Origin of the sequence: Streptomyces sp. NPDC029526, assembly GCF_040637405.1 — a bacterium.
Classification (GTDB): Bacteria; Actinomycetota; Actinomycetes; order Streptomycetales; family Streptomycetaceae; genus Streptomyces.
The window spans coordinates 163,914-190,472 of sequence record NZ_JBEZWE010000001.1; the positions used below are offsets into that span (position 1 = coordinate 163,914).

Sequence of the window (26,559 nt, forward strand, 5' to 3'; positions counted from 1 at the left end):
GGCCATGACGTACAGCGGTCGGGTGACGGTCGGCGGTCCGGCCGACGTGCACGAACTCAAGGACCTGATGATCACCAAGGTCGCGGTCGGTCCCATGGAGAACAACGCGTACCTGCTGCGCTGCCGGGCCACCGACGAGCAGCTGCTCATCGACGCGGCGAACGACGCGCGGACCCTGCTCGGCACCATCGGCGACGACGGCATCACCGCGGTCGTCACCACCCACCGGCACGGGGACCACTGGCAGGCGCTCGCCGAGGTGGTGGCCGCCACGGGGGCCCGCACCCTCGCCGGCCGGTACGACGCCGAGGGCATCCCGGTACCGACCGACGTGCTGCTCGACGACGGCGACACGGTCCGGGTCGGGCAGGTGGAGCTCACCGCCCGGCACCTGGTCGGCCACACGCCGGGCTCCGTCGCCCTGGTCTACGACGACCCGCACGGGCACCCGCACGTGTTCACCGGGGACTGCCTGTTCCCGGGCGGGGTCGGCAACACCCACCAGGATCCGGAGGCGTTCGCCTCCCTGATCCACGACGTCGAGACCAAGATCTTCGACGTGCTCCCGGACGAGACCTGGGTCTACCCCGGCCACGGGAACGACACCACCCTGGGCGCCGAGCGCCCGCACCTGCCGGAGTGGCGCGCGCGGGGCTGGTGACCCCTCCTGGACCGGCACCCCACCGCTCCCCCCGCGCGTCGGTTCCCGACGGAGAGCCGGCAACCGAAGCGCGGCGCACACCCGGTGTGAACCGTTCGCACACTTTCGCGCCCCGCGCACGCTCCCGGCGCGTGGCCGAGCGCAGTCAACTGGTGACGTTCCGCTCGGGAGGCCGGCTTCCCGGCGGTCGGGCCGCCGGTCCACATCCCCGCCCTCGGCCGGCGGCTCCGGGCGGGATCACCGGACGGTCCACCGCCGGGAAGCATGCCGGGAGGCCGGGGACGCGGGGTCCGCTGAGCGGGCGTCGGGCCTCCCCGCTCCGTGAGGTTCGAGCCTCAGGGCCCGAGTCTCAGAGGTTCGAGTCTCAAGGGCTCGAGTCTCGAGGGCTCGAGTCTCAAGGGCTCGAGCGCGGAGCCCGGGTCCCTCCCCCGCACCCGCGATCCCCCTGCCCCCGAGGCGGTCACGCCTCGGCCCGTGCCGGGCCGGCCAGGGCGGCGATCCGCTCGACGGCGAACACGTACCCCTGCGTCCCGCACCCGGCGATGACGCCGTCGGCCCGCAGCGAGACGTAGGAGTGGTGCCGGAACGACTCGCGCCGGTGGATGTTGGAGATGTGGACCTCCACCACCGGCAGGCCGTCACACGCGTTGAGGGCGTCCAGGATCGCGACCGAGGTGTGCGAGTAGGCGCCGGGGTTGATGACGATCCCGCAGTGGTTCAGCCGTGCCTCCAGGATCCAGTCCACCAGCACGCCTTCATGGTTGGACTGGCGCAGGTCCACGGTGCCACCGTGCGCGGCCGCCGCCTCGGCGCACCGGGCCTCGACGTCGGCGAGCGTGTCGGACCCGTAGATCTCCGGCTGGCGCTCTCCGAGCAGGTTCAGGGTGGGGCCGTTGAGAATCATGATCGGGGCGCTGGCCAGCGTGCGGGGCACGGTTCCTCCGGTCCGTTCGGCGTACGGGCGGGCGGACCCTCCCGGGGCCGCCGCTGGGACCCGGTCTATCACGGTGCGCGGCGGACCGGCCACGTCCTACGCCCGCCTCGTGATCGACGCCGTGTACCCGCCGAAACCCGCACCGGGCGACCGTATCGCCGTGCTGTCGCCCTCCTCCGGCCTCGCCGGGGTGTTCCCGCTCCCGTTCGAGCTGGGCCTGCGGCGGCTGCGCGAGGAGTACGGGCTGGAGCCGGTGGAGTACCCGGCGACACGGGTCATGGGCTCGACGCCCCGGCAGCGTGCCGACGACCTGCATGCCGCGTTCGCCGACCCCGGCATCAAGGCGGTGATGGCGGCGATCGGCGGCGACGACCAGATCACGGTGCTGCCGCTGCTGGACCGGGAGCTGGTGCGGGCCCACCCGAAGCCGTTCTTCGGGATGAGCGACAACACCCACCTGCTCGCCCGGCTGCGCTCCTGCGGAACATGGGCGAGCGGGGCCTCCTCGGGCGCTTCCCGGCCCTGCTGTGGGGGCGGCCGAAGACCTGGTTCTTCGACCGCCCCCACAGCCCCGAGGAGGGCGCGGCCTACGCGGCCGAGCAGCGGGAGGCCGTGCTGCGTGCCGTGCGGACGTACGCCCCCGGCACCGTGGTGGTCTTCGACGTGGACCTCGGTCACACGGATCCGCAGGTGGTGATCCCCTACGGCGGCACGGTGCGCGTCGACGGGCCCGCGCGGCGCATCACCGTCGGCTACTGACGCCGCCCCGAAGCCCGGGCGTACGGGCGGCGCTACGGGTTGAGCGCCAGCTCCATGTAGGCGGCGAACAGCACCAGGTGGACGCCGCCCTGCAGGGGTGTGGCCCGTCCCGGCACCACGGTGAGCGCGCTCACCACGACGGTCAGGGCGAGGAGCACCATGTGCGTGCTGCCGAGCCCGAGGACCAGCGGCCCGGAGAGCCACAGGGAGGCGAGGGCGACCGCCGGGATGGTCAGGCCGATGCTGGCCATGGCCGAGCCGAGCGCCAGGTTCATGCTGGTCTGCACGCGGTCGCGGCGCGCGGCACGGACCGCGGCGATGGTCTCGGGCAGCAGCACCAGCAGGGCGATGATCACACCGACGACGGCGTGATGGAGCCCGGCGGCCTCCACCCCGGACTCGATGGTCGGCGACACTCCTTTGGCGAGGCCGACCACTCCGACCAGGGCGAGTGCCAGCATGCCGAGGCTGATCAGGGCGGTGCGGTTCGACGGGGCCTCGGCGTGCTCCTCGCCCGAGATGACCTCGCCCTGCCGGGTGAGGGGCAGGAAGTAGTCCCGGTGTCTGATGGTCTGGGTGGCCACGAACAGGCCGTAGAGGACCAGGGAGGAGATGGCGGCGAAGGTCAGCTGGACCGTGGAGAACTCGGGGCCGGGCTGGCTCGTGGTGAACGTCGGCAGCACCAGGCTGAGGGTCGCCAGGGTGGCGACCGTGGCGAGGGCGGCTCCGGTGCCCTCCGAATTGAACACCGCCGTGCCGTGGCGCAGCGAACCCACCAGGAGACTGAGCCCCATGATGCCGTTGCAGGTGATCATCACGGCGGCGAAGACGGTGTCCCGGGCGAGCGTGGCGCTCTTGTCGCCGCCGTCGAGCATCAGCGTGACGATCAGCGCCACCTCGATGACCGTGACGGCGACGGCCAGGACCAGGGAGCCGAACGGTTCTCCGACCCGGTGGGCGACGACCTCCGCGTGGTGCACCGCCGCCAGGACGGAGCCCGCGAGGACGGCGGTCGCCACGCCCACGACGATGCCGGGCAGGTCGCGGCCCCACGTGAGGACGAGCAGGACGGCCGCCAGCGCCGGTACCAGGATCGTCCACCGTGTCGCGAGCGACCTGATCCGAGCGCTCATGCGGCGATCGTCGCAGACCTCCCGACCCGCTGCACTCCGGTCGTCGGCGCCCGGGGCACCCGTCCGTTCCACCGTCCTGGTCGCCTCGGGGTCCGTCATGAGTGCGCATGGCCTCCTGTACGTGTCGGGGTCGGTTCGGGGGGCGCCGCCCGGAGCGGCGCCGGTGATGCGCGGTGGGTCGGCCCGTGCGGGCCGGGCCGGTGGACGGCAGGGCGCGCCGGGAGCGGTGGCCGGCGTGTCGCGGCCCGCCGCTCCCGGCGTGGTGTCCGTGCGTCAGGCGTCGACGCTGTCCTTGTCGCCGCTGTCGGTGTCGCCGCTGCCGTCCTTCGCCGCTCCGGCTTCCGCCAGTTTGCGGGAGGCCCGGAGGCTGGTGATCGTCGTGATCACCAGGACGGAGCAGATGACGCCCAGGGAGACCGGGATGCTGATCTCGGGTACGTGGACGCCGGACTCGTGCAGCGCGTGCAGCACCAGCTTCACACCGATGAAGCCGAGGATGACGGACAGGCCGTACGAGAGGTGGACCAGCTTCTTCAGCAGGCCGCCGATCAGGAAGTACAGCTGGCGCAGACCCATGAGGGCGAACGCGTTCGCCGTGAACACGATGTACGGGTCCTGGGTCAGGCCGAAGATCGCGGGGATCGAGTCGAGCGCGAACAGCACGTCCGTGGTGCCGATGGCGAGCATGACGACCAGCATCGGCGTCATGATCCGCTTGCCGTTCTGCTCGATCCACAGCTTGGTGCCGTGGTAGCGGTCGGCGACTCCGAAGCGCCGCTCGGCCGCCTTGAGCAGCTTGTTCTCCTCGAACTCCTCGTCCTCCTGGTCGGCGCGGGCCTCCTGGATGAGCTTCCAGGCGGTCCAGATGAGGAACGCACCGAAGATGTAGAAGACCCAGGAGAAGCTGGCCAGGATCGCCGCGCCGGCGGCGATGAAGATCGCCCGCAGGACCAGGGCGATGAGGACGCCGACGAGCAGCACCCGCTGCTGGTACTGCGAGGGCACCGCGAACTTCGCCATGATCAGGACGAAGACGAAGAGGTTGTCGACGCTCAGCGACTTCTCGGTGATGAAGCCGGCGAAGAACTCACCGGCGGGCTGTCCGCCGCCGAAGATCAGCAGGCCGATGCCGAAGAGGACGGCCAGGACGATCCAGACGACCGTCCAGATCCCGGCTTCCTTGATGGACACGTCGTGCGGTTTGCGGCCGATGAAGAAGTCGACCGAGATCAGGGCCGCCAGGCCCACGATCGTCAGGACCCATAGGGTCAGGGAAACATCCACTGCGCCTCCGGCAGATACGTTCACGGCAAAAGTCAGCGTCGTCGCTGCCGGAGGTCTCTTCCACCCAGGACTCCGGCGCTTCCCACAGCGCTTGATGAGTCCCGGGCCGACGCCCCGGGATCTGGCCTGATCCGTACTGACGGGGTCACCGCACAGATGGGGAGTACTCCCCTCCGTGGGTTGAACAGTACCGGCATCACCAAGGATTGGTAAAGAGCAGGGTAAAAGGAAAACCAAAGCGCCAGGTCAGCGCCTGTGTGTCGCTGGCCACATCGCCTTCTGAGGGCTCACCGGTTCCAGGTGCGCCGGGCCTCCGTCACGCGGGTGAGCACCTGATCGAGCACCGCGCTGCCGGGCGGCACCACCGGCGGCTCGTAGGTCCAGGCGTGCCCGACCCACGGGTCGGCGAGGTGGTCGTCGGCCACCGGCGTCAGCCGCAGCAGCCCGCGCCACAGCGGGTCGAGCAGCGGTCCGTACGCCGCGGCGTCCTCCCGGTCGGCCACCATCATCAGGTGGACGCCCACGGCGGGGCCCTCGTCGGCGAGGTACCGCAGTTGGTTGACGGCCCGGTCGTCGAAGCCGTGCGGGAAGTCGTTGACGATCAGCAGCTGCTGGGAGGTGTCGAAACCGGGCGGCAGCGAGTCGGGGGCACCCGCGCGCAGCGCCATCTGGACCAGGTCGACCCGCTGGGTGAGCCTGCCCAGTACGTCCGTCACACCGGCGGCGCCCCGCGCCGGCGGAGCGGCGAGCGCCCCGGACCGGGTGAGCGGGGTGAGGGCCTGCGCGCCGGAACCGGCCGGGTCGACGACGTGCACCGTGAACTCGCCCGCCGGATACACGGCGAGCAGCCGGGCCGCGTGCGCCACGGCCGTCTCCAGGGCCAGGCGCCGCAGGTCGTGCGCGTCGGCGAAGGACTCGTCCAGCCCTCCGGTGCGTCCGCTGTCGATCCACAGGCCGCGCTCCAGGGGCAGCCGGAGCAGCATCGGGATGCGCACCGCGTCGGCCTCCGGAAGGTGGAGGTCGCCCAGGCGCAGGGCCATGGGGATCTCCATCGGCACCCGGTAGGCCTGCCAGACGGGACTGTCCCAGCGCGCGAAGGCCGGCGGCAGGGCCGGTTCGACGACCTCGGCCTCGGCGGTCAGCTGGGCGAGGTCCCGGTCGAGGACCTCACGGGCCTGGTCGACGAGCTGGTCCCGGCGGGCCTGGGCCGCCTCACGGGCCGCGTCGGCCTGGCCGCCGATCCGGCTGCGCGGGTCGGACAGGACCTGTTCGAGCTCCTTGTCCCTGCGCGACTCGGCGAAGTCGACCGCGCTGCGGTAGGCGGCGGTGGTGCGGGCCAGGTCCTCGAACATGCCCCAGACCTGGTTGTAGAGCCGCTCGTCCATGGACCAGCCGGTCGCGTCGCCGGCCACGGGACGGGCCGGCTCCCCGGGCCGGGACGGCGGGGCGGCGGGGGGCGGCGGAGGCGGGGCGGTGTGCTGCCGACGCGGGTGGCGGTAGTCGACGGGCCCGCCCGCCGGGGACGGGTCGGCCGGGTCGGCCGCGCTCCCCGGGGCGGGCTGCGGCTCGGGCCGGCCCGGCTGCGGCCGGTCCCCGTAGGACGGCCCGGCCGGGCCGGGGGCGCCCGGGGAGGCCGAGCCGCCCTGGTCGGCACCGAGGGCCGGGGCGGTGGCCTGGCGGGAACGGTCGCCCTCCGGGGTGCGGGGCGGCGGGGCCTGCACGGAGCGGGCGAGCCCCTGGGCGATGGCCCCGTGCATGTCGGACGCCAGGCGCTGCGCCTCGGCCAGGTCCTGGTCGGCGAGGAGTTCGGCGAGTCCGCCGGCGTATCCCTGGCCGATGGCGCGCACCTTCCAGGCGCCCTGCCGCCGGTAGAGCTCCAGGGCGATGACGGCGGACTCGCTGTCCAGGCCGGTGACGGTGTAGCTGGCGACCTCGGTGCCGTCCAGGCCCGTGACGGCGACGAAGGGGGCCGCCACGGTGCCGAACCGGGCCGGTCCCGGCCCGCCGCCCGCGGCCGGCAGGGAGAGCAGCACGCTGACGCGGTGCACCGCGTCCGGCAGGGCGTCCAGATCGACCGCGAGACGGTGGTCGGCGGCGGCCTGCCGGGACACTTCGAGGCCGGGCCGGGTGGGTGCGCCCGGGTGGGCGACCCAGTCCGCGCCGTGGATGCGTCCGTTCTCGTCGCCCAGCGCGGCCGCGGCCACGACCGGTGTGCCGGCCGAGATCCGGACCTCCAGGCGGGACCGGGACAGCGGATGGTTCTGTCCCCGCACCAGCTCGGCCGTCATCGCCCTCGTCCCCCTGTGTCGCGTGTGTGGTGTGGTCCCGCCGGGATCCCCGGAGCCCGGTGCGCCCTGGACCTACAGGACCGGCAGGATCGCCGGCATCAGGTCCTGGAAGGTGCGGCCGTTGGCCGGGTTGCCGAGGGCCGTCATCGTCCAGCCGCTGCCCGAGCGGTGCACCTTGGCCATGATCTGGGCGGTGTAGGCGCCGCCGCCGGCGAGCGTGTAGCGGGCCAGCTCCTGGCCGTTGGTCTCGTCGACCAGGCGGCAGAAGGCGTTCTGCACCTCCTGGAACGTCTGGCCGGTGAAGGAGTTCACGGTGAAGACGATCTGGTCGATGTGGACCGGGACCCGGGACAGGTCGACGAGGATGGCCTCGTCGTCGCCGCCCTGGCCGACGCCGCCGACGAGGTTGTCGCCGGTGTGGCGCACCGAGCCGTCGTCGCTGACGAGGTGGCGGAAGAAGACGACGTCGACGGGCTGCTTGTCCGCGAACAGGACGGCGGAGGCGTCCAGGTCGATCTCCCGGGTGCGCGAGCCGAAGAGGCCCCGACGGGGAGCCGCCTGCCACCCGAGACCCATGCGCACCGCGCTCAGGCTGCCGCCGTCGTCCTTCTGCAGACTGATGGCCTGACCTTTGGTCATGTTGACGGTCACGCGCTGATTCCCCTCTCGGACGTCCCCTGTTGCCGCGAGAACCGCGGTTGACCAGAACCCTACGCAGGGGCACTGACAGCCACGTACCCTGGCCCGCACTTTGTGTCGGTCTTGCAACACAGCCCGTCCCCGCCCCGGGCGGGGTGGCACGGCGACGGGCGCCGGCCGCACGTCCAGGGGCGGGCCGACGCCGTCACGGGCCCTCAGGGGGCTGTCAGGACAGGCCCACCTCGCGCATCTGGCGCAGCTCCTTCTTCATCTCGGAGACCTCGTCGCGCAGCCGGGCCGCGATCTCGAACTGGAGTTCCGCGGCGGCGGCGCGCATCCGCGTGGTGAGCTCCTCGATCTGCTCCGCGAGCTCGGCGGCGGGACGGTCCGTCGGCACGCTCGCCCCGGCCTTGCCCCTGGCCGTCCTCGCACCGTTGGCCGCCGCGCCGCCGAGGGCGGGCACGGGGGCCTTGGTGCCGCCGCCGTCCTTGCGCTGCTTGCGGTACCCGGTGCCGAGCAGCTGCTCGGTGTCGACGTCCTCGCGGGCGATCTGGGCGACGATGTCGTTGATCTTCTTGCGGAGCGGCTGGGGGTCGATGCCGTTCTCCTGGTTGTACGCGATCTGCTTCTCCCGGCGGCGGTTGGTCTCGTCGATGGCCTTCTCCATCGCCGGGGTGATCTTGTCGGCGTACATGTGGACCTGTCCGGAGACGTTGCGCGCGGCCCGGCCGATGGTCTGGATCAGGGACGTGCCGGAGCGCAGGAAGCCCTCCTTGTCGGCGTCCAGGATCGCCACCAGGGACACCTCGGGCAGGTCGAGGCCCTCACGAAGCAGGTTGATGCCGACGAGCACGTCGTACTCGCCGCTGCGCAGCTCCCGCAGCAGTTCGACGCGGCGCAGGGTGTCGACGTCGCTGTGCAGGTAGCGGACCTGGATGCCGAGCTCCAGGAAGTAGTCGGTGAGGTCCTCGGCCATCTTCTTGGTGAGGGTGGTGACCAGGACGCGTTCGTCCTTCTCGACGCGGGTGCGGATCTCGTGCACCAGGTCGTCGATCTGGCCCTCGGTGGACTTGACGACGACTTCCGGGTCGACGAGGCCGGTGGGGCGGATGATCTGCTCGACGACGCCGTCCGAGCGGGACAGCTCGTACTGCCCGGGGGTGGCCGACAGGTAGACGGTCTGGCCGATGCGTTCCTGGAACTCCTCCCACTTCAGGGGCCGGTTGTCCAGGGCGGAGGGCAGCCGGAAGCCGTGGTCGACGAGGGTCCGCTTGCGGGAGGCGTCGCCCTCGTACATGGCGCCGATCTGCGGGACGGTGACGTGCGACTCGTCGATGACGAGCAGGAAGTCGTCGGGGAAGTAGTCCAGCAGGGTGTTGGGCGGGGAGCCGGGCAGGCGGCCGTCGAAGTGCATCGAGTAGTTCTCGACGCCGGAGCAGGTGCCGATCTGGCGGAGCATCTCCAGGTCGTAGGTGGTGCGCATGCGCAGCCGCTGCGCCTCCAGCAGCTTGCCCTGGCGCTCCAGCTCGGTGAGGCGCTCGGCCAGCTCCTTCTCGATGTCGTTGACCGCGCGCTCCATGCGCTCGGGGCCCGCGACGTAGTGGGAGGCCGGGAAGACGTACAGCTGCTGGTCGTCGCTGACGATCTCGCCGGTGACGGGGTGCAGGGTGGACAGCGCCTCGATCTCGTCGCCGAACATCTCGATGCGGACGGCGAGCTCCTCGTACACCGGGAAGATCTCGATGGTGTCGCCGCGGACGCGGAAGGTGCCGCGGCTGAAGGCCATGTCGTTGCGGGTGTACTGGATGTCGACGAAGCGGCGCAGCAGCTGGTCCCGGTCGATCTCCTCGCCGACCCGCAGCGGGACCATGCGGTCCACGTACTCCTGGGGCGTGCCCAGGCCGTAGATGCAGGACACGGAGGCGACCACGACCACGTCGCGGCGGGTGAGCAGCGAGTTCGTCGCGGAGTGCCGCAGCCGCTCCACCTCCTCGTTGATCGAGGAGTCCTTCTCGATGTAGGTGTCCGACTGCGGGACGTACGCCTCGGGCTGGTAGTAGTCGTAGTACGAGACGAAGTACTCGACCGCGTTGTTCGGCAGGAGTTCGCGGAACTCGTTGGCCAGCTGGGCGGCCAGCGTCTTGTTCGGCGCCATCACCAGGGTGGGGCGCTGGAGCTTTTCGATCATCCACGCGGTGGTGGCGGACTTGCCGGTGCCGGTCGCACCCAGCAGTACGACGTCCTTCTCGCCGGCTTCGATGCGCCGGGCGAGGTCGGCGATGGCCGCCGGCTGGTCGCCGTTCGGCTGGTAGGGGCTGACGACCTCGAAGGGCGCCACCGTGCGTTCGATGTGGGAAACGGGCCGCATGCCATCAACGGTACGACCCGCCACTGACAACGGGTCCCGGCCGGCGTTCCCGCGCGGTCTCCCGCCGCCGGTCAGCGCTTCTGCGGGGTGCGGTGCCGGTGCTCGACGGGCCCGCGGGCGCGCGGGCGGGGGCGCGCCGGGGAGTGGTGCAGGTCCGGGTGGGCGGGGATACCGGGCCGGCGCTCGCGCACCGGGGCGGGGCGGCCGGTGATCACCAGCGGGTCGAAGACCACCAGCAGGCCGAGGAGGACCAGGAAGGCCAGCGGCCCGATCAGCATCGGGCCCAGCAGGGTGGCCGCGGACTCGCCCGTGGCGGGGGCGGTGCCGCCGTGGACGTGGACCTCCAGGGCGGCCATGCCGGTGTAGTGCATCCCGGTGACGGCGAGCCCCATTACGAGGGCGGCGCCGACGCTCCACCGCAGGCCCTTGACCTGTCCGGCCGCCCAGAGGGCGGCGGTGGCGGCGGCCATGGCGATGACCACGGACGCCGCGACCAGGAGGGTGTCGTACTCCAGCGCCCCGTCGAGGTGCATGCTCGCCATGCCCAGGTAGTGCATGGAGGCGATGCCCAGCCCGGTGATGGTGCCGCCGGTGAACAGGGCGGTGCCGGCCGCTCCCCGGTAGCCGACGATGAACGTGCCGATGCCGACCATGACGACGGCGACCGCGAGGCTCGCGAAGGTCGTCGGGACGTCGTAGCGGATCGGGGTGCCCTCGATGGTGAACCCCATCATGGCGATGAAGTGCATGGTCCAGATGCCCGAGCCGATGGCGGCCGAGCCGAGCGCCAGCCAGGCCGCCCGCCGGGACCGGGAGGCGGTCAGGGACCGGGCCGTGCAGCGCAGTCCCAGGGCGCCGCCGAGGCAGGCCATGAGGTAGGCCACGAGCGGTGTGACCAGGCCGTAGTTGAAACCGTCGACGGTGCCTTGCATGCGCGGTGCCCTTCCCGCCGTTGTTTCGCCCTGGAACCCCCGATACGACCCCCGTCCCAGGACCGCACCGGCGGCCAGGGTAGACGCAGAGAGTATGACCTCCACCGGAATGGTCGAACGACTTTCCGGCAAAGAAACACGTCCTCGCCCCAGTTGTGAGCCAGTGGTGTGCGGAGTTGGGGAAGTCGCGTTCATTCTGTGGTCATCGTGCGCCCCTTTCACGTTGACCGACGGATGTCACAGTTGAACGGTCCGTGATGTCCGGATTACTGCACGTGAGGAGTACGCATGCACGCGCGTTCCGTCACCGCATCGATCACCGCGCTTCTGGGAGCCGCCGCCCTCCTGTTCCCCATGTCCCCGGCCGGCGCCGCCGACACGAGCGGCACACCGGTGGTCGTCGCCCATCGGGGGGGCTCCGGCTACGCGCCGGAGAACACGCTGGCGGCCGTCGACCGGGCGGCGGCACTGGGCATCGAGTGGGTGGAGAACGACGTACAGCGCACCAAGGACGGCACGCTGGTGGTCGTCCACGACGACGACCTGCGGCGCACCACCGATGCGGAGGAGGTCTTCCCGGGCCGGTCGCCGTGGAAGGTGAAGGACTTCACCGCCGCGGAGATCGCCCGTCTCGACGCGGGCAGCTGGTTCTCGCCGTCCTTCCGGGGCACGCGCGTGCCGACGCTGGAGCAGTTCGTGCGGCGGGTGGAGCGGCACGGTCAGAAGCTGCTGCTGGAGATCAAGAATCCCGAGCTGTACCCCGGCATCGAGCGGGACACCCTGAAGGTCCTCGCCAACGAGGGCTGGCTGGACCGTCAGCACGTCGGGGACCGGCTGGTCGTGCAGAGCTTCAGCGCGGCCAGCGTGCGCACCGTCCACGAGCTGAAGCCCGCGGTGCGGACGGGACTGCTCGGCAAGCCTCCGGTGGGCGACCTGCCCGGCTACGCGGCCTTCGCCGACCAGATCAACCCGTCGTACGCGTCGCTGACCAGCGGCTACGTCGCCGCCGTGCAGTCCTTCCGGGGACCGCACGGCTCGCCGCTCGAGGTGCTCACCTGGACCGTGAACGACGCCGCCGCCGCCCGGCGGGTGGCCGGCTACGGCGTCGACGGCATCATCAGCAACGTCCCGGACGTGGTGCGGGACGCGGTGGGCTGACCCGGCCGTGGCACCGGCCGGGCACCCCCGAGCCCGTGGCCGCGGCCCGGGGGTGCCCGGCGGGTCCTCCGCGCCACCGGGTTGTCGGTGGCGGGCCGTACCGTGGGCGCATGAGCAGTCACGGGCAGGACGGGCAGCGCGACCGGGCACCGGTGTGGGCCGTCGTGGAGACGGACATCGGCCCGCTGATGCTGGCCGCCACCGACGCGGGCCTGGTCAACGTCGTGTTCCACGCCACCGCCGCGGTGCGCGACCGCGCGCTGGCACGGCTGACCGAGCGGCTGGGCACCGCCCCGGTCGAGGATCCCGCCGCGCCCCTGCCCGCCGAGGCGATACGCCAGGTCCGGTCCTATCTGGCGGGTGAGCGGCACACCTTCGACGTGCCGCTCGACTGGTCGCTGATCTCCGGCTTCAACCGGGCGGTCCTGCGCGAGCTCGCCACCGGGGTGCCGTTCGGCGACGTGGTCGGCTACGGCGACCTGGCGCGGCGGGTGGGCCGGCCCGGCGGCGCGCAGGCTGTGGGCATGGCGATGGGCGCCAATCCGCTGCCCGTGGTCGTGCCCTGCCACCGCGTGGTGGAGAGCGACGGCGGGATCGGCGGCTTCGGCGGCGGACTGGAGACCAAGCGGCGGCTGCTCGCCCTGGAGGGGGTCCTGCCCGAGCCGTTGTTCTGACGGGGGCAGCTTTGTCCGGGCCGCCTCGTCTGGGCCGCCTCGCCGCGGCGGCCTCGTCTGGGCCGCCTCGCCGGGGCGGCCTCGTCGGGTGGAGCCGGGCGGGATCAGCGGCGGAGAAGGGTTGGGCGGGTCGGCGGGAGACAGGTCGGGGCGGGCCCGTTCAGTCGGGTCGAGCCCGTTCGGGGGAGGTCAGCCGGTTCCGGCAGGCGCGAGTTCAGGTGAGGTGCCCGTTCAGTCGTAGTGGCGTGCTTCGAACACGTTGCCGTCGGGGTCGCGGAAGTAGAAGCTGCGCCTGGCCGGGCCGCGCGCCCCGAAGGAGTCGTGGGAGAAGTCCGTCAGCGGCACCGAGCGCTCCGCGAGCCGGGCCCGGAGCGCGTCGAAGTCCGCGGCGGGCAGCGACAGGCACACGTGGTTGACGGGGTGACCCGAGCTGTCGGCGGCCCCGGGCAGCATGGTCATGCGCCGGGCCATCTCCGCCGGCATGAGGTCGATGATCGTGTCGTCGTTGACGCGGACCGACGGGAAAGGGGCCGCTCCCGCGGAGAACTCGGCGAGCCGGACCGGTGCCAGTCCGACCGCCTCGGCGTAGAAGCCTGCGGCGGCGACGGGGTCGCGCACCCAAAGGACGACGTGGTCGAGGCGTGCCGTGTGGTCCGTCATGCGTCCCAGGCTGCGGGACCCCCGTGCCGACGTGCAAGGGGTTTGCCCGGGCGCGCGGGTCGCCAGGGATGAGGAAGGAGCGGCTGACGGGAGGCGGACACGTGGTGCTGAGGGTGTCGGAAGAGGTACGGGAGGCGCTCGTCGCGGACCGGCCCGTGGTGGCGCTGGAGTCCACGATCATCGCGCACGGGCTGCCACGGCCCCAGAACCTCCGGGTGGCCCTGGAGCTGGAAGCGGTCGTGCGGGAGGAGGGCGCGGTGCCCGCGACGATCGCGGTGCTGGACGGCGTGCCCCGGGTCGGCCTGGACAAGGAGCAGCTGGAGCGGGTCGCCAACGAGGACGGGATGCGCAAGCTGGGCCACCGCGACCTGCCGCTCGCGGTCGCGACGGGGACGAGCGGTGCCACCACGGTCTCGGCCACCGCGCTGCTGGCGGAGCGGGCGGGCGTCCGGGTGTTCGCGACCGGGGGCCTGGGCGGGGTGCACCGGGAGTGGACGGCGACCCAGGACGAGTCGGCGGACCTGGGGCTGCTGGCCCGGACGCGGATCACGGTGGTCTGCGCGGGCGTGAAGTCGATCCTCGACGTGCCGGCGACGTTGCAGCGCCTGGAGACCCTGGGCGTGGCGGTGGCCGGGTACGGCACGGACCGCTTTCCCGGCTTCTACCTGTCCGACTCGGGTCACCCCGTGGACTGGCGGCTGGACTCCCCCGGGCAGGTGGCCGACGTCATGCGGGCCCAGGACGCGCTGGGCGGCCCCCCGTCGGCGCTGATCGTGGCCAACCCCGTGCCCGAGGAGCAGCAGCTGGACCCCGCGGTGCACGCGCGGGTGCTCGACGAGGCGCTGCGCGCCTGCGCGGAGGCGGGCGTCACCGGCCAGGGGGTCACGCCGTTCCTGCTGGACCATCTCGTCCGGCACACCGACGGCGCCTCCCTGGCCGCCAACCTGGCGGCGGTGCGGGGCAACGTGCGGCTGGCCGCCCGCGTCGCGGCGGCGCGGACCGGGGCGTGAGCGCGGACCCCGGGCGCGCGGACCCCGGGCGCGCGGAGGGGCGTACGGAGGGGCGTACGGAAGGTCGGCTTGCGGGTGGTGGTGGGCTGCTGGTCGTCGGTGACGTCGTCACGGACGTGGTCGCCCGGCACCGTGGCCCCCTCGCGTCCGGGACGGACACGGTGGCGGCGATCCGCCGGCTGCCCGGCGGCGCCGGGGCCAACGTGGCGTGCTGGGCCGCCCGGTCGGGTGGCGCGGCGGTGCGGCTGCTCGGCCGGGTGGGCGCCGACTCGGCGGACTGGCACGCGCGGGAACTCGCCGCGCACGGGGTGATCCCGCTGCTGGTCGTCGACGACGCGGCCCCCACCGGGACGGTGATCTGTCTCGTCGACGGGGAGGCCGGAGGCGAGCGGACCTTCCTGACGGACAGCGGGGCGTCCCTGCGGCTGGGACCCGGCGACTGGTCCGAGGGGCTGCTGGACGGCGTGGCCCGGCTGCACCTGTCGGGCTACCTGCTGTTCTCCGACACGGGCCGGGCCTTCGTGGCGGCGGCCGTCGGGTCGGCCAGGGCGCGCGGTGTGCCGGTGAGCGTGGACCCCGCGTCGGCGGGCTTCCTCGCAGCCCTGGGCGCGGAGCGGTTCCTGTCCCACGTCGCCGGGGTGGACGTGCTGCTGCCCAGCCGGGACGAGGCGTGCCTGCTCACCGGCCTGCCGGACCCGGCTGACGCGGCGGCGGAGCTGAGCCGGGACGTCCCGCTGGTCGTGGTGAAGCAGGGTGCGCGAGGAGCACTGCTGGCGCGTTCCGGCGCGGTGTGCGCCCGGGTCCCCGCCGTCGCGGCCACCGCACGGGACACCACGGGCGCGGGTGACGCCTTCACCGGCGCCTTCCTCGCGGCGCTGCTCGCGGGGGCCGACGCCCGGGACGCGGTCCGGCAGGGGTGCCGCGCGGGGGCGCACGCGGTGCAGGTGGTGGGCGGTCGCCCGCCCCGGCCCCCGGAAGGCGGGGCACCGCCGGCTCCCTGTGCGTCGGCGTGACCGGCGGTTGCGGCGTGTCCGCATGGCCGACGGTTGCGGTGTGTCCGCGGGCCCGACGGTTGCGCGTCGGCTCGGGGTGACGCGGGGCGGGGTGAGGTGAGGGCGGGGACGAGGTGGGCGCGGGGCAGGGTCGCGGGGTGACAGCACGTCGGGGCGGTGCCGCGCTGCGGTGGTGCGGTGCCGCGCGCGTGGCGTGCGTGGCGTGCGTCGGGTGGTCCGTCCGGTCCCGGCGCGGTCAGCCCTTGCGGCCCCAGGCCGTGATCAGCGGGGCGGTGGACAGGTCCAGGTTCCCCTCGGCGACGTTCGCGAGGTGGCGGTCAATGTCCTGGGCGGTGGCGATGCCGGCTCCGACGAGGCCGTCGCGCGCCAGTCGCATGGTCGCCGACTCCAGGGCCGCACAGGCCGGTTCGGCGAGCGGGAAGTACGCGTCGGCCCGTACTCCGCCGAGGCCCGCCTCTCGCAGCAGCCGCGGGAGCCTGCGGCCGTGGGCGAGGTCCGATCCCCGGTCGGCGAGGAGGCGGCGCAGCCCCTGGCGCAACCGGTTGGCGAGCTGCTGCTCGGGGCCGTGCTCGTCCGGGCACAGCAGGGGCTGCAGTGCGGGGTCGGTGTCCTCGACGAGCAGACGCCCACCGGGTCGCAGCACGCGGACCATGAGACGGAGGACCCGGCCGGGGTCCGCCGCGCCGATGAACGGGAGCCGGGCGTGCACCAGGTCGAAGCCGCCCTCCACCGGAGGTTCCTCGGTGCCGATGTCGTGGGTCCGCACCTCCACCGGCGGCCGGGCGGCTGTGGCCAGACGGGCCGGTTGGGTGGTCGTGGCGAGCACCCGGCCGGTCGGGCCCACCCGCCTGGCCAGCCACGACACCACGGATCCACCGGACGGGCCGACCTCCCAGCAGCGCCAGCCGGGACCGACACCGACCGCCTCGAAATGGCGGAAGGTGGTGGGGTCGAAGAGTGCGGCGAAGGCGTCGAGGTGTTCGGCCGCCTCGTCCGGCCGGTGGTCGAGCAGATTCCCGTCGGATCGCATCATGCCGCGATCATCCCATTTGCACGGCTTGTTCCCGGTAGGGGACGCGACGGACGATCAGTGGTCACCCGGCGAACGGAGGGCCGGGCCGACGGAACGCCGGGCGGACGGAACGCCAGGCGGACGGCAGGCCGGGGGTTCCGGCGACCGAGTGCCGCAGGCCCCGTCGCGCCGTCGGGCCCGGACCCGGTCCCCGAGGGGGCCGTTCAGCGGCGGGCGTAGACCTGCTCCGCCCAGGTGGCGATCTGGTCGTCGGTCAGGTGCTGGGCGAGGTCGGCCTCGCTGATCATGCCGACCAGGCGCTTGTCCCGGATGACGGGCAGCCGGCGGATCCGGTGCTCCTGCATCTCCTGGAGGACCTCGCCGACATCGGCGTCCGCGTCGATCCAGCGGGGTGTGCCCTTGGCCATCTCCCCCGCGGTCACCCGGGACGGATCACGGCCCATGGCGACACAGCCGACCACGATGTCGCGGTCGGTGAGGATGCCGCACAGCCTTTCGTTCTCGTCGCTGATCGGCAGTGCCCCGACGTTCAGTTCGCGCATCAACTGGGCCGCGCGGTCGAGGGTTTCGTGGGCGGGGATCCACTGGGCGCCGCGGTGCATGATGTCTCCGGCGGTGGTCATGGAGTACCTCCCGGTGCCGGACGGCCGGCGCGGCGCGGGGGCGCGCCGCGAGTCCCGACGCCCCTCATTCTGGTCGCGCGCTCCCCCGCCCGCATGCGGAGGCACCGGCCCGCCGGGACGCCGTGCGGACCTGCGGCTGGGCGCCTCGTGCCGGGTGCGCCGTGCGGGACACGGGAGTCCGGGCCCGGCGACTACGAGCCGGGGGCAGGGTGCCGTGACGCGGACCGTCCTGCTCAGCCGCGCCAGGCCGGGCGGCGCGGGTCGTCGGCTCGGACCAGGACGTCGGCGGTGTCGGCGGGGTCGGCCTCCCGGGCGTAGCGCTCGAAGGCGGGGATGGTCCAGTGTTCGGCCTCGGGGGTGCGGCGGCGCAGGGCGCCCGGCGACAGCTGGAGGTGGACGCTGAGGTCGAAGGGGAACCAGTGGCGCAGCAGGAAGGGCCCGTGCAGCAGGAGGATGCCGCCGGGCGGGAGGGACACGGCGGGACTGCGGGTGGCCCGGTCGGTGACCGGGTCCCGCAGGTCGGGCAGGACTCGCCCGCTGCCGCCCGGATCGAGCGGGCCGAAGACCTCGCGCCAAAGGGCCCCGGTGTCGTACCAGCCGTCGTAGTAGGAGTCGACGTCCTGACGGCCGTGCTCCAGCCGGACCGAGGCGGGACGCAGGAAACCCTCGGTCGCCACGACGAGCGAGGGGCGCCCTCGCAACCGCAGGGCCTCGGCGATGTCCGCGGCGAGTTCCCCGGGGCGGGCGGCCGGGGCGCCGTCCAGGGCCACCCGCGGCCAGGGGCTGTCGTCGGCCGGCCGCAGGTCCAGCAGACGGTCGGCGAGGTGGTCGCGGAGCCGGTCCCAGGTGATCGCTTCCAGTCGCACTCGGCCATGATGCGTCAGCGTTCGGGAGGGGGACGAATCCTGCCGAGCGCCCTCGCCCGCACCGGTCCCTCTTGTCGGGCCTGCCGTCCGGAGCTCTGACAGCCGCCGGACCGCCGGGCACCGCCACCGTGCCGACCGTCGGCACGGTCCCCTGCCGCAGGTCGCCCCGGAGAGCGCCATGCCGTGTCGACTGTGCCGACCACAGCCGGGCGGTCGGCGTGGACGATTGCGCATGCGCCTGCGCCGTCCGGCCATGGGCGGCGCCCGTGCGGGCCGGTTCACTGGTGGCGACGGCAGGCCGGGAGGGCGGGGCGCCCGGTCCGACGAGAGGGAGACGAGGACATGATCGAGGGACCGTACTTCGTGCTGACGGTACTGGGGGCGCTGGGCACCGCCCTGGTGGCCGGGGTCTTCTTCGCCTTCTCGGCCTTCGTGATGAAGGGGCTGACGGCGCTGCCGGTGGCGCAGGGGGTGGCCGCGATGCGGGCGGTCAACGTGGCCGCGGTGACGAAGGCGTTCATGCTGCTGTTCCTCGGCTCGGCGCTGCTGTGTGCGGTGATCGCCGTCGTGACGGTAATGGTGTGGCCGCCGGACGGCGCCACGGAACTGCTGGTGGGCAGCGTGCTGCACCTCGGTGGCTCGTTCGGGGTGACGGTGGCGGCGAACGTGCCGCGCAACGAGGCGTTGGCCCGGCTCGCCCCGGGGACCCCGGAGGCAGCGGCGTACTGGCCCGGCTACGTGCGGGAGTGGACCCGGTGGAACCACGTCCGCACGGCCGCCTCCACCGGGGCCGCCCTGGCGTACGTACTGGCCCTCGCCTGAGGCCTCGGCCGGTCGGGAGCGAGGAACGGAGGAACCGAGGAGCCGAGGAGCCGAGGAAGCGTGGAACGAGGAAGCGAGCTGCCCCCGGCGCAGGCTCGGCAGGCCCAGCAGGTCCGGCGGCGCCCAGCAGGTCCGGCGGCGCCCTGCAGGTCCGGCGGCGCCCTGCAGGTCCGGCGGCGGCCTGCGGGTCCGGCGGCGGCCTGCGGTGGGGCGAACCGGGACGTATCGTGGCCGGGAGAGTGCCGCCCGACGCCGTACGGCCTGCCCCGCCCACGCAAGGAACACGGCAATGGCCGATCCCAAGGGTTTCCTCACCACTCCCCGCCGGGAATGGCCGCGCAGGCCTGTCGAGGAGCGGGTCCACGACTGGGACGAGGTCCACGTCCCGGGTGCGCTGCTGCCGCTGATCGCACCCCAGGCCGACCGTTGCATGGACTGCGGCGTTCCGTTCTGTCACGAGGCCTGCCCGTTGGGCAATCTGATCCCCGAGTGGAACGACCTGGTCTCCCGCGAGGACTGGCGGGCGGCGGCGGACCGGCTGCACGCGACCAACAACTTCCCCGAGTTCACCGGCCGGTTGTGTCCGGCGCCCTGCGAGGCGGGATGCGTACTCGCCATCAACCAGCCGGCGGTCACGATCAAGAACGTCGAGTGCGCCGTCGCCGACCGGGCCTTCGAGGAGGGGTTCGCCCCGCCCGCCCCTCCGGACCGGCTGTCGGGGCGGACCGTGGCGGTGATCGGCTCGGGCCCCACCGGACTCGCGGCCGCCCAGCAGCTGACCCGGGCCGGGCACACGGTCGTCGTGTACGAGCGGGACGACCGGATCGGGGGGCTCATGCGTTACGGCATCCCCGCGTTCAAGATGGAGAAGCGGCACCTGGAACGGCGCATCGCGCAGATGCGTGCCGAGGGGACGAAGTTCCGTACGGGCACGGCGGTCGGACGCGACCTGGACGCCGCCGCGTTGCGGAGCCGCTACGACGCCGTGGTGATCGCCACCGGGGCGACGGCCTGGCGGGAACTGCCGGTCCCGGGACGCGAACTGACGGGTGTTCACCAGGCGATGGAGTACCTGCCGTTGGCCAACCGGGTGTGCGAGGGCGACCTGGAGGTGTCCCCGCTGTCGGCTGCCGGGCGGCACGTCGTCATCGTCGGCGGCGGGGACACCGGTGCCGACTGTCTGGGCACCGCGTTGCGGGAGGGAGCGGCGTCGGTGACCCAGCTGGACATCTACCGCCGGCCCGGTGAGGAACGGGACGAGGACACCGAGCCCTGGCCCACCTACCCGAAGGTCTACCGCCTGTCCGCGGCCCACGAGGAGGCCCGCGACCTGGGAAGTGCTCCGGTGGCGGACGCCGACGCGCGGTTGTTCGCGGCGTCCACCCTGCGCTTCTCCGGTGACGCGGACGGGCGGGTGCGGTGGGCGCACCTGGTCGACGTGGACGCGGGTCGTCGCCCCGTGGCGGGCACCGAACGGGCTCTCCCCGCCGACCTGGTCCTGCTCGCCCTGGGGTTCTCCGGGCCGGACCGGAGCGACGGTCTGCTCGCCCGGCTGGGCGTGGACGTGGAGCCGCGGGGCACGATCGCCCGGGACGCGGATTTCGCGACCAACGTGCCGGGGGTGTTCGCGGCCGGGGACGCCGCGCGCGGGCAGTCGCTGATCGTGTGGGCGATCGCGGAGGGCCGGGCGGTCGCGGCGGCCGTCGACCGCCGCCTCACCGGCGGCACCTCCCGCCTCCCGGCACCGATCGGGCCGTACGACCGGCCGATGACGGCATGAGGACGTGAGGCCCCCGGCCCCCGTGACCCGGGCGTGCTGTGCCCCCGGGCTGGCCACGACCAGGGCATGCCGTGGCCCGCGTGCACCCGACTCCGGCGTGCCGTGGTCAGCGCGTGCCGTGGTCTGCGTGCGCGCGACTCCGGCGTGCCGCTCGGGCGTGCGGCCCGGGCCGGGCGGGCCGGGCGAGGCGGGATGCGAACCCGGCGGCGCGGCCCGGGCGGGCAGGGCGGGCGGGCGGGCGGGCGGCTGACCGGATCGCCCGTGGTCCGCGCGGATCACGTGCGCCCGCACCGCGTCCCCGCGGGCCATGTGTGCCCGGACGAGGTCAGGGCTTGCGCCCCACCGCCCCGTAGCCGGGGATGACACCGTCGTCCTGGCCGGCCACCGGCTCCCCCAGTTCGGGGTGCCACTCGTGGGGCACCCGGACGCCGGGTTCCACCAGTTCGAGGCCGTCGAAGAAGCGGGCGAACTCCTCACGGGAGCGCAGGGCCAGAGTGACACCCGCGGCCTTGAGCTTGTCCGTGGCGGCCTTCGACTCCTCGGGGGTGAAGTCCGCCGTCGCGTGGGAGACGACCAGGTGGCTGCCGGAGGGCAGTTCGGCCATCAGCCGGGCGACCAGGTCGTGCGCACCGTCCTCGTCGGGGACGAAGTGCAGCAACGCGATCAGGGACAGGGCGACGGGTTCCGTGAAGTCGAGGATCTTCCGGGCGGCCTCCAGGATCGTCTCGGGTTCGCGCACGTCCGCCTGGAGGTACTCCGTGACGCCCTCGTCCGTCCCCCTCAGCAGGGCCTCGGCGTGCGCCAGCACGATGGGGTCGTTGTCGCAGTACACGACCCGCGCGTCGGGGGCGGCGCGCTGGGCGATCTGGTGGAGGTTCGGCTCGGTGGGGATGCCGGTGCCGACGTCGAGGAACTGGCGTATGCCGCGGTCGGCCAGCCACCGGGTGGCCCGTTGCATGAAGGCGCGGTTGACCCGCGCCATCACCGGCACCCTCGGGTCGAGGGCGAGCATCTGCCGGCCCATGGCCTCGTCGACGGGGTAGTTGTCCTTCCCGCCCAGGTACCAGTCGTACATGCGGGCCGGGTGCGGCTTGCTGGTGTCGATGCCGACGGGGGGTCGTCCGGTCATGAGGCACTCCGTAAGGGGCTGCGGGGGTCGGTGATCAATTCGGTCGGCTCAGTCAATTGGGTCGCCTCCGGTACCGGCGCGGAGCCGGCCTTGCGGGACGGGACGTTCCACCGGGGGCGACGTATCGCTGTTCGGTGGAGCGTGGCGGTTCGGTTCGGGCGGATCAGTGGGGCGCGGTGCGTGACGGACCGGTTCGCGGCGCATCGCTCGTGAGGTCGGTGCGTGACGGACAGGACGGGCGGCGGACGGGTCGGAACGGACCGGGGACAACGGACGGCGGACAGCGGACGAAGTCGGGAACAGGTCGGGGGCCGGTGCGGAACGAACGGGTGCCGGAACGATGCGGCGAGTAGAAGGCAAGGTCGCGCAGGAACGATGCGGCGGACTGGACCCAGGTCGGGCTCAGGCCACCAGGAAGTCCGCCTCTCCCGCCTTCGCGCCCTCGATGAAGGCCGTCATCTCGGCGGTGGTGTAGATGAGGGCGGGTCCGTCCGGGTCGGTGGACTGCCGGACGGCGATCCGGCCGTCGTCGAGTTTCATGGCCTCCAGGCAGTTGCCCCCGTTGCCTCCGCTCCACGGCTTGTGCCAGCCCTCGCTGCCGAGTTCCCGTGCGGGCATGCCGTTGTAGATGTGGCGGCCCGCGACGCGCGGCTGGGGCAGGGTTTTGACGGAATTCATTCAGAGCTCCTTGCGGAGATCCCTGAGGATCTCCTTCGTGCGATGTGCGCCGGCGGCCTGTGCCGCCATGCGGTCCATGACCTCGAGGTGGGTCGCCACCTCGCTGCGGGCGTCCAGGTAGACGGCGCCGGTCAGGTACTCGCTGTAGACCATGTCCGGAAGTTCGGGCATGGCGAACCGGAAAATGACGAAGGGCCCGTACGTGCCCGGGTGCGGGCCGCCCGCGAACGGGGCGACCTGCAGGGTCACGTGGGGCAGGTGGGCGACGTCGAGAAGCCGGTCGATCTGGGCCCGCATCACCTCGGACCCGCCGACCGGGCGGAGGAGGGCGGTCTCGTCCATGACGAACCACAGCCGGGGGGCGTCCTCACGGGTGAGCAGGTCCTGCCGCTGCATGCGCAGGTCGACGTGGCGTTCGATGTCCTCGGGCCGGGTCTGGCCGATGGCGCCCGAGCGCAGGACGCCACGGGCGTAGTCCTCCGTCTGCAGCAGCCCGGGGACGAAATGGGGCTCGTAGCCACGGATGAGGGAGGCGGCCCCCTCCAGGCTGACGTACATCGAGAACCAGCCGGGCAGGATGTCGTGGAAGCGCTGCCACCAGCCGGGGCGGTTGGCGTCCTCGGCAAGGCGCACGAAGGCGTCGGCCTCCTCGTCGGAGACGCCGTACGCCTTGAGCAGGAGCTGGAGGTACGGGATCTTGAGGGCGACCTCGGCCGTCTCCATGCGGCGGACGGTGGCCGGTGCGACGCGGAGGATGCGGGCCGCCTCCTCGCGCTTGAGCCCGGCGCGCTCCCGCAGGTCCAGCAGACGCCTGCCGAGAACAACCTGCCCGACCGTCGGCGCGGACCGCGGTTCGCTCACGCTCCACCTCCACGACACCATGACAAAGGATTCCTGACAGCCCGGCGGCGCCATTCGAAGACACGTTCGAACGACCTTTCCGTCCGAATCCTCGTTCGAACGAATCGCGTCGTCGACGGTCCCAACTGGCGCCGCGCGAGGTGCTGTTGCGAGCAGTGTGCCACGCCCGTCCAGACCGTCACACAGCACTCTGCAATTTTCAGAGTGACACTTGCCAAGTGTTCCCGGCGGGGCGATAGTGGCAAGCGTGATTCCGTCCGTGCCCTTAGGAGCAGACGCCGCCGCGGGCCCCGTCGCTCTCGGTGCCGCGCCGGAAGCCACCCCTCCGGGGGTCGCTGCCGAGCGCCGGTTCCGCTTCGAACTGGCCGCCCACCCTGGTTCCCCCGCACAGGCCAGACGCCTGACGAGGGCCCGGCTGGACGGCTGGTCGGTGTGCGAGGACACCTGTGACACCGCGGCCCTGGTCGTCTCCGAACTGGTCACCAACGCCATCGTGCACACCGCGAGCAGCCGTGTCGTCTGCGAGTTGCACGACGGTGACGACCTGCTGCGCATAGCCGTGCAGGACGAGGGCTGCGCCCCGGGCAAGCCTCGGGCCGCCACCCGCCAGGGGACGGACGAGGAACACGGGCGGGGCCTGCTGCTCGTCGAGGCCCTCTGCCGGTCCTGGGGCGCCCACGAGCACGGGCTCGGGCTGCTCGTATGGGCCGATCTGCCCCGCGGGTCCCGCGCGCCGCGCGACCCCGGCGACCCTCGCGACGACCTCGGCTGGGGCGCACGCCCCAAGCCGGCGCCGACCGAGGGACCGGACGACGCCGGAACCGAGTCCGGTACCGAATCCGGAACCGAGGGCGAGGACGACGGCACCCGTACGGGCCGCACGGACACCGCCGGCGCCCGCTCGGCGAACCGCGCGGAGGCCGACGGCCCCCGTACGGCGAGCCGCCCGCACCCCGGGCCCCCGGCCCGCCAGGGTGTGCCGCACAGGCGGCGGCACCGGGGAGGGGAGCAGGCGTGACGGGTGCCCCGGTCCTGACCCTGGACTCGCTGGTCCGCCTGCGACGCGCCCTGCCGACGGCCCCCGGGACCCCCCGGCGGCTGCCCGTACCGGACGGGATGACGGCCCCGATGGGCTGCGACGCGGTCGCGGTACCGGCCCGTTTCGGGCCGATGGTGATGCCCCGGCTGCCCCGGGTGGGGTGCGTCTACGCCGATGAGACGCACTGGTGGTGGCTGGTCCCGTCCGACTCGGACTACGCGCTGGAGTGGCCGGCCCCCGCCCGCTACGCCACCGGCGCGCTCCTCCCCGGCGCCCCGGACCTGCCCGGACTGATCCACCGCCCGGAGGGCACCCTCCCGTACACCCCGCCGATACCCCTCTATCTGGCCGTCTGCCGCCTGACCGGTACGACGCCCACCTGGTCCCGGCCGATCAGCGCCTGAGACACGCTCACGCCGGACACGGCACCCACCGGTCCGGGACAGGCCGCCGGGGCCTCCGCCGCCCACTCCGGGCGAACCCGCGCCGCATCCGCGCGATCCCGCCCTGCAGCCGACCCTCACGCATGCCACCCGGCCTGCACCCCCTCCTGCGCCTGGGACGCCTGGCCTGCACCCGTGATGCCCCCCGCGCGGCCCCGACACGCTGCCGGCCCGCCACTTCAGCGGCGGGCACGAGCTCGTCCGGGGGACAGTGGCAGCGGCTCGGGATCGCCCGGGCGGCGTACCGGCGCGGGAGCATCCTGATCGTGGACGAGCCGACGGCCGCTCTGGACGCCCGGGCCGAACGGGAGGTCTTCGACCGGATCCGTGCCCTGGCCGGCCGGGAGCCGGAAGCAGCCAGGGGTCCGGCCTGTCCGGAGGGTCAGGGTGTCGGCGCGTTCGCGCGACCCGGCGGGCACGGGGCGGAGCAGAACGGGGTGCGGCGGAGCGGGCTCACGCCGCGGCACCGCTCCCATCGCCGCTCCGCACGATCACCAGGAACATGTCGGTAGCGAGGTCCATGACAACTTCGGCGGGCAGTCCCTCGAGGCGTCGCGCCTGCGCGAACTCCTCCGCGGGCCATGACCCCCGCGGCCCACCTGCGGGAAAGCGTTCGAGCACTGTTCGCCCGTTCACCCTGCCACCTCCATGTCGCGCTGTACTCGTAGAGTTAAACGCCAACCATGGGGCGGATGCCTCGTCCGGTGACGGTACTGAGACGTAGTTGACACCCGTTCACCGCCACGTGTGAGCCCGGTCTCAGCTTTTCGGAGTATCGGATCACCTTCCGCATCAGTCGCCTCACTCGTCGTGATAACGGATGGCCTCTCCTGCCGCGGCTGCGCTCAGCCGGCGCCCACCCCGCACCGCGGGCCGCAGGGCGACACTCACCGGGGCCTGCGCTCCTCCGGGTGGGTCCGCGTCAGCGCACTGCTCCCGTGAACAACGCCTCCGCCGCCGCGACGGCAGAGGTCAGTGACTCGGGGCGGCTCCGCATCCCGGCGAGGATGCCGTCTACCTCCCTCAGTCCCGCACGGTCGAGCAGCCGCTTCTCGTTGGTCACCCACTCCCCTCGCTCGGCCAGTACCGCGTGCCCGGTCTGCATGGCCGCGGTCGCCACAGCCCCGGCGACCTCCGTCAGTCGGCCCCGGGGCGCGTGGTGCGCGGCGGCGTGGGCGAGCGTCGCGGCGCCCGTGCCGCGCCAGCGTTCGAAAGCGGTACGGCGCAGGGCCTCCGGGTAGCCGGAGGGGCGGGGCAGTGTGCCGCGGAGCGTGACGTTGAGGGCGAGTTCGGCGACCAGCAGGTAGGTCGGAATGCCGGCCAGGTGGAACATCAGCGGCTCGACGCGGAAGCGGCCCTCCCGTGCCTCCGCCCACTCGTGTTCGACGACGTCGAGGTCGCGGTAGTGGACGTCGACCCGGCGGCCCTCGACGGTCAGCCACGCACCGCCGTTGAAGACGCCGCCGCCCCAGCCACCGATCTCGGAGACCTCGCCCTCCCAGCCGACGGCCCGCAGGTCGTCCGGGTCGAAGGCGCCCCGGTAGTAGACCGCCAGGTCCCAGTCGCTGTCCGGCCGCTCGGTGCCCTGCGCACGGGAACCGCCCAGGGCGACGGCGGTGACGCCGGGCAGCGCGGCGAGCCGGTCGGCGGTGCGGTCGAGGAACTCCTGGCCCGGGAGGGCGGACGGCGGCACGGCAGGGCTCCTGACGGTAGACGGCCGGTGGTCGGCGAGCCGACGGGCTGGCGGGTCGGCGGGTCGGCGGGTCGGCGGG

General features: G+C 73.2%; 25 protein-coding genes and 2 pseudogenes. 11 read left to right on the forward strand and 16 right to left on the reverse strand.

Annotated elements, in window-relative coordinates; translation table 11 throughout:
- The first annotated feature begins 4 nt into the window (after positions 1 to 4).
- Complete coding sequence (locus AB0F01_RS00760) at positions 5 to 661, forward strand: MBL fold metallo-hydrolase (protein ID WP_362088938.1); 657 nt, start codon at positions 5 to 7, stop codon at positions 659 to 661.
- Between the two features lie 460 nt (positions 662 to 1,121).
- On the opposite strand, the gene aroQ is transcribed toward AB0F01_RS00760, so the two are convergent.
- A complete protein-coding gene (gene aroQ, locus AB0F01_RS00765; RefSeq protein ID WP_362088939.1) occupies positions 1,122 to 1,595 on the reverse strand; it encodes a type II 3-dehydroquinate dehydratase in 474 nt (157 codons plus the stop codon).
- A gap of 112 nt (positions 1,596 to 1,707) precedes the next feature.
- Here aroQ and AB0F01_RS00770 point away from each other — a divergent pair.
- Positions 1,708 to 2,354, forward strand: a pseudogene (locus AB0F01_RS00770) (LD-carboxypeptidase).
- A gap of 32 nt (positions 2,355 to 2,386) precedes the next feature.
- On the opposite strand, the gene AB0F01_RS00775 reads toward AB0F01_RS00770, so the two are convergent.
- The 6 genes from AB0F01_RS00775 to AB0F01_RS00800 all read right to left on the reverse strand — a co-directional run bounded on the left by AB0F01_RS00775 (position 2,387) and on the right by AB0F01_RS00800 (position 10,998).
- Entirely contained in the window at positions 2,387 to 3,487 is a 1,101-nt protein-coding gene (locus tag AB0F01_RS00775; RefSeq protein WP_362088940.1) for an ionic transporter y4hA, read from the reverse strand.
- A 273-nt stretch (positions 3,488 to 3,760) separates the two neighbouring features.
- Positions 3,761 to 4,771, reverse strand: a complete 1,011-nt coding sequence (locus AB0F01_RS00780) for a TerC family protein (protein WP_362088941.1) — start codon at positions 4,769 to 4,771, stop codon at positions 3,761 to 3,763.
- A 287-nt stretch (positions 4,772 to 5,058) separates the two neighbouring features.
- Positions 5,059 to 7,059, reverse strand: a complete 2,001-nt coding sequence (locus AB0F01_RS00785; protein ID WP_362088942.1) for a TerD family protein — start codon at positions 7,057 to 7,059, stop codon at positions 5,059 to 5,061.
- Positions 7,060 to 7,131: 72 nt separating this feature from the next.
- Positions 7,132 to 7,710, reverse strand: a complete 579-nt coding sequence (locus tag AB0F01_RS00790) for a TerD family protein (protein ID WP_362088943.1) — start codon at positions 7,708 to 7,710, stop codon at positions 7,132 to 7,134.
- A gap of 214 nt (positions 7,711 to 7,924) precedes the next feature.
- Complete coding sequence (uvrB, locus tag AB0F01_RS00795; protein ID WP_362088944.1) at positions 7,925 to 10,066, reverse strand: excinuclease ABC subunit UvrB; 2,142 nt, start codon at positions 10,064 to 10,066, stop codon at positions 7,925 to 7,927.
- Positions 10,067 to 10,137: 71 nt separating this feature from the next.
- A complete protein-coding gene (locus AB0F01_RS00800; protein WP_362088945.1) occupies positions 10,138 to 10,998 on the reverse strand; it encodes an MHYT domain-containing protein in 861 nt (286 codons plus the stop codon).
- A gap of 288 nt (positions 10,999 to 11,286) precedes the next feature.
- On the opposite strand from AB0F01_RS00800, the gene AB0F01_RS00805 reads away from it, so the two are divergent.
- Complete coding sequence (locus AB0F01_RS00805; RefSeq protein ID WP_362088946.1) at positions 11,287 to 12,156, forward strand: glycerophosphodiester phosphodiesterase family protein; 870 nt, start codon at positions 11,287 to 11,289, stop codon at positions 12,154 to 12,156.
- A gap of 110 nt (positions 12,157 to 12,266) precedes the next feature.
- Positions 12,267 to 12,830, forward strand: coding sequence for a methylated-DNA--[protein]-cysteine S-methyltransferase (locus AB0F01_RS00810; RefSeq protein WP_362088947.1), 564 nt, complete (start codon positions 12,267 to 12,269; stop codon positions 12,828 to 12,830).
- A 231-nt stretch (positions 12,831 to 13,061) separates the two neighbouring features.
- On the opposite strand, the gene AB0F01_RS00815 is transcribed toward AB0F01_RS00810, so the two are convergent.
- On the reverse strand, positions 13,062 to 13,490 hold the full coding sequence (locus AB0F01_RS00815) for a VOC family protein (protein ID WP_362088948.1): 429 nt from the start codon (positions 13,488 to 13,490) through the stop codon (positions 13,062 to 13,064).
- 101 nt (positions 13,491 to 13,591) lie between these two features.
- On the opposite strand from AB0F01_RS00815, the gene AB0F01_RS00820 reads away from it, so the two are divergent.
- Both AB0F01_RS00820 and AB0F01_RS00825 read left to right on the forward strand, forming a co-directional pair.
- Positions 13,592 to 14,500 (forward strand): pseudouridine-5'-phosphate glycosidase, encoded by a 909-nt coding sequence (locus tag AB0F01_RS00820; RefSeq protein WP_362088949.1) that lies wholly within the window; start codon positions 13,592 to 13,594, stop codon positions 14,498 to 14,500.
- A gap of 86 nt (positions 14,501 to 14,586) precedes the next feature.
- Positions 14,587 to 15,513: a PfkB family carbohydrate kinase gene (locus tag AB0F01_RS00825; protein ID WP_362090158.1), complete on the forward strand. Its 927-nt coding sequence runs from the start codon at positions 14,587 to 14,589 to the stop codon at positions 15,511 to 15,513.
- A gap of 235 nt (positions 15,514 to 15,748) precedes the next feature.
- Here the strand turns inward: AB0F01_RS00825 and AB0F01_RS00830 are convergent, their stop codons facing one another.
- From AB0F01_RS00830 to AB0F01_RS00840, 3 genes are all read right to left on the reverse strand, one after another.
- A complete protein-coding gene (locus tag AB0F01_RS00830) occupies positions 15,749 to 16,546 on the reverse strand; it encodes a methyltransferase domain-containing protein (RefSeq protein WP_362088950.1) in 798 nt (265 codons plus the stop codon).
- A 203-nt stretch (positions 16,547 to 16,749) separates the two neighbouring features.
- Positions 16,750 to 17,169 carry a CBS domain-containing protein gene (locus tag AB0F01_RS00835; RefSeq protein ID WP_362088951.1) on the reverse strand — a complete coding sequence of 140 codons (420 nt, stop codon included), beginning with the start codon at positions 17,167 to 17,169 and terminating at the stop codon, positions 16,750 to 16,752.
- 233 nt (positions 17,170 to 17,402) lie between these two features.
- Positions 17,403 to 18,035, reverse strand: a complete 633-nt coding sequence (locus AB0F01_RS00840) for a uridine kinase (RefSeq protein ID WP_362088952.1) — start codon at positions 18,033 to 18,035, stop codon at positions 17,403 to 17,405.
- Positions 18,036 to 18,377: 342 nt separating this feature from the next.
- Between AB0F01_RS00840 and AB0F01_RS00845 the strand changes: the two genes are divergently transcribed.
- Both AB0F01_RS00845 and AB0F01_RS00850 read left to right on the forward strand, forming a co-directional pair.
- Positions 18,378 to 18,857, forward strand: coding sequence for an anthrone oxygenase family protein (locus AB0F01_RS00845; RefSeq protein WP_362088953.1), 480 nt, complete (start codon positions 18,378 to 18,380; stop codon positions 18,855 to 18,857).
- Positions 18,858 to 19,146: 289 nt separating this feature from the next.
- Positions 19,147 to 20,637 carry a glutamate synthase subunit beta gene (locus AB0F01_RS00850; protein ID WP_362088954.1) on the forward strand — a complete coding sequence of 497 codons (1,491 nt, stop codon included), beginning with the start codon at positions 19,147 to 19,149 and terminating at the stop codon, positions 20,635 to 20,637.
- Between the two features lie 325 nt (positions 20,638 to 20,962).
- Here the strand turns inward: AB0F01_RS00850 and AB0F01_RS00855 are convergent, their stop codons facing one another.
- The 3 genes from AB0F01_RS00855 to AB0F01_RS00865 all read right to left on the reverse strand — a co-directional run bounded on the left by AB0F01_RS00855 (position 20,963) and on the right by AB0F01_RS00865 (position 23,305).
- Positions 20,963 to 21,766 carry an SAM-dependent methyltransferase gene (locus AB0F01_RS00855; RefSeq protein WP_362088955.1) on the reverse strand — a complete coding sequence of 268 codons (804 nt, stop codon included), beginning with the start codon at positions 21,764 to 21,766 and terminating at the stop codon, positions 20,963 to 20,965.
- Between the two features lie 402 nt (positions 21,767 to 22,168).
- Complete coding sequence (locus AB0F01_RS00860) at positions 22,169 to 22,444, reverse strand: DUF397 domain-containing protein (protein WP_362088956.1); 276 nt, start codon at positions 22,442 to 22,444, stop codon at positions 22,169 to 22,171.
- Positions 22,445 to 23,305: a helix-turn-helix transcriptional regulator gene (locus AB0F01_RS00865; RefSeq protein WP_362088957.1), complete on the reverse strand. Its 861-nt coding sequence runs from the start codon at positions 23,303 to 23,305 to the stop codon at positions 22,445 to 22,447.
- A 238-nt stretch (positions 23,306 to 23,543) separates the two neighbouring features.
- Between AB0F01_RS00865 and AB0F01_RS00870 the strand changes: the two genes are divergently transcribed.
- From AB0F01_RS00870 to AB0F01_RS00880, 3 genes and pseudogenes are all read left to right on the forward strand, one after another.
- Entirely contained in the window at positions 23,544 to 24,323 is a 780-nt protein-coding gene (locus AB0F01_RS00870; protein WP_362088958.1) for an ATP-binding protein, read from the forward strand.
- A complete protein-coding gene (locus AB0F01_RS00875) occupies positions 24,320 to 24,748 on the forward strand; it encodes a hypothetical protein (protein ID WP_362088959.1) in 429 nt (142 codons plus the stop codon). The genes AB0F01_RS00870 and AB0F01_RS00875 overlap by 4 nt, the downstream gene beginning before the upstream one ends.
- 184 nt (positions 24,749 to 24,932) lie before the next feature.
- Positions 24,933 to 25,128: pseudogene (locus AB0F01_RS00880) on the forward strand (ATP-binding cassette domain-containing protein); the annotation flags it as partial.
- Positions 25,129 to 25,240: 112 nt separating this feature from the next.
- On the opposite strand, the gene AB0F01_RS00885 reads toward AB0F01_RS00880, so the two are convergent.
- Together AB0F01_RS00885 and AB0F01_RS00890 are read right to left on the reverse strand one after the other, a co-directional pair.
- Entirely contained in the window at positions 25,241 to 25,423 is a 183-nt protein-coding gene (locus AB0F01_RS00885; protein WP_362088960.1) for a hypothetical protein, read from the reverse strand.
- 286 nt (positions 25,424 to 25,709) lie between these two features.
- The gene (locus tag AB0F01_RS00890; protein WP_362088961.1) at positions 25,710 to 26,480 is read right to left on the reverse strand and encodes a nucleotidyltransferase domain-containing protein; all 771 of its coding nucleotides are present in this window, start codon (positions 26,478 to 26,480) and stop codon (positions 25,710 to 25,712) included.
- Positions 26,481 to 26,559 lie beyond the last annotated feature (79 nt).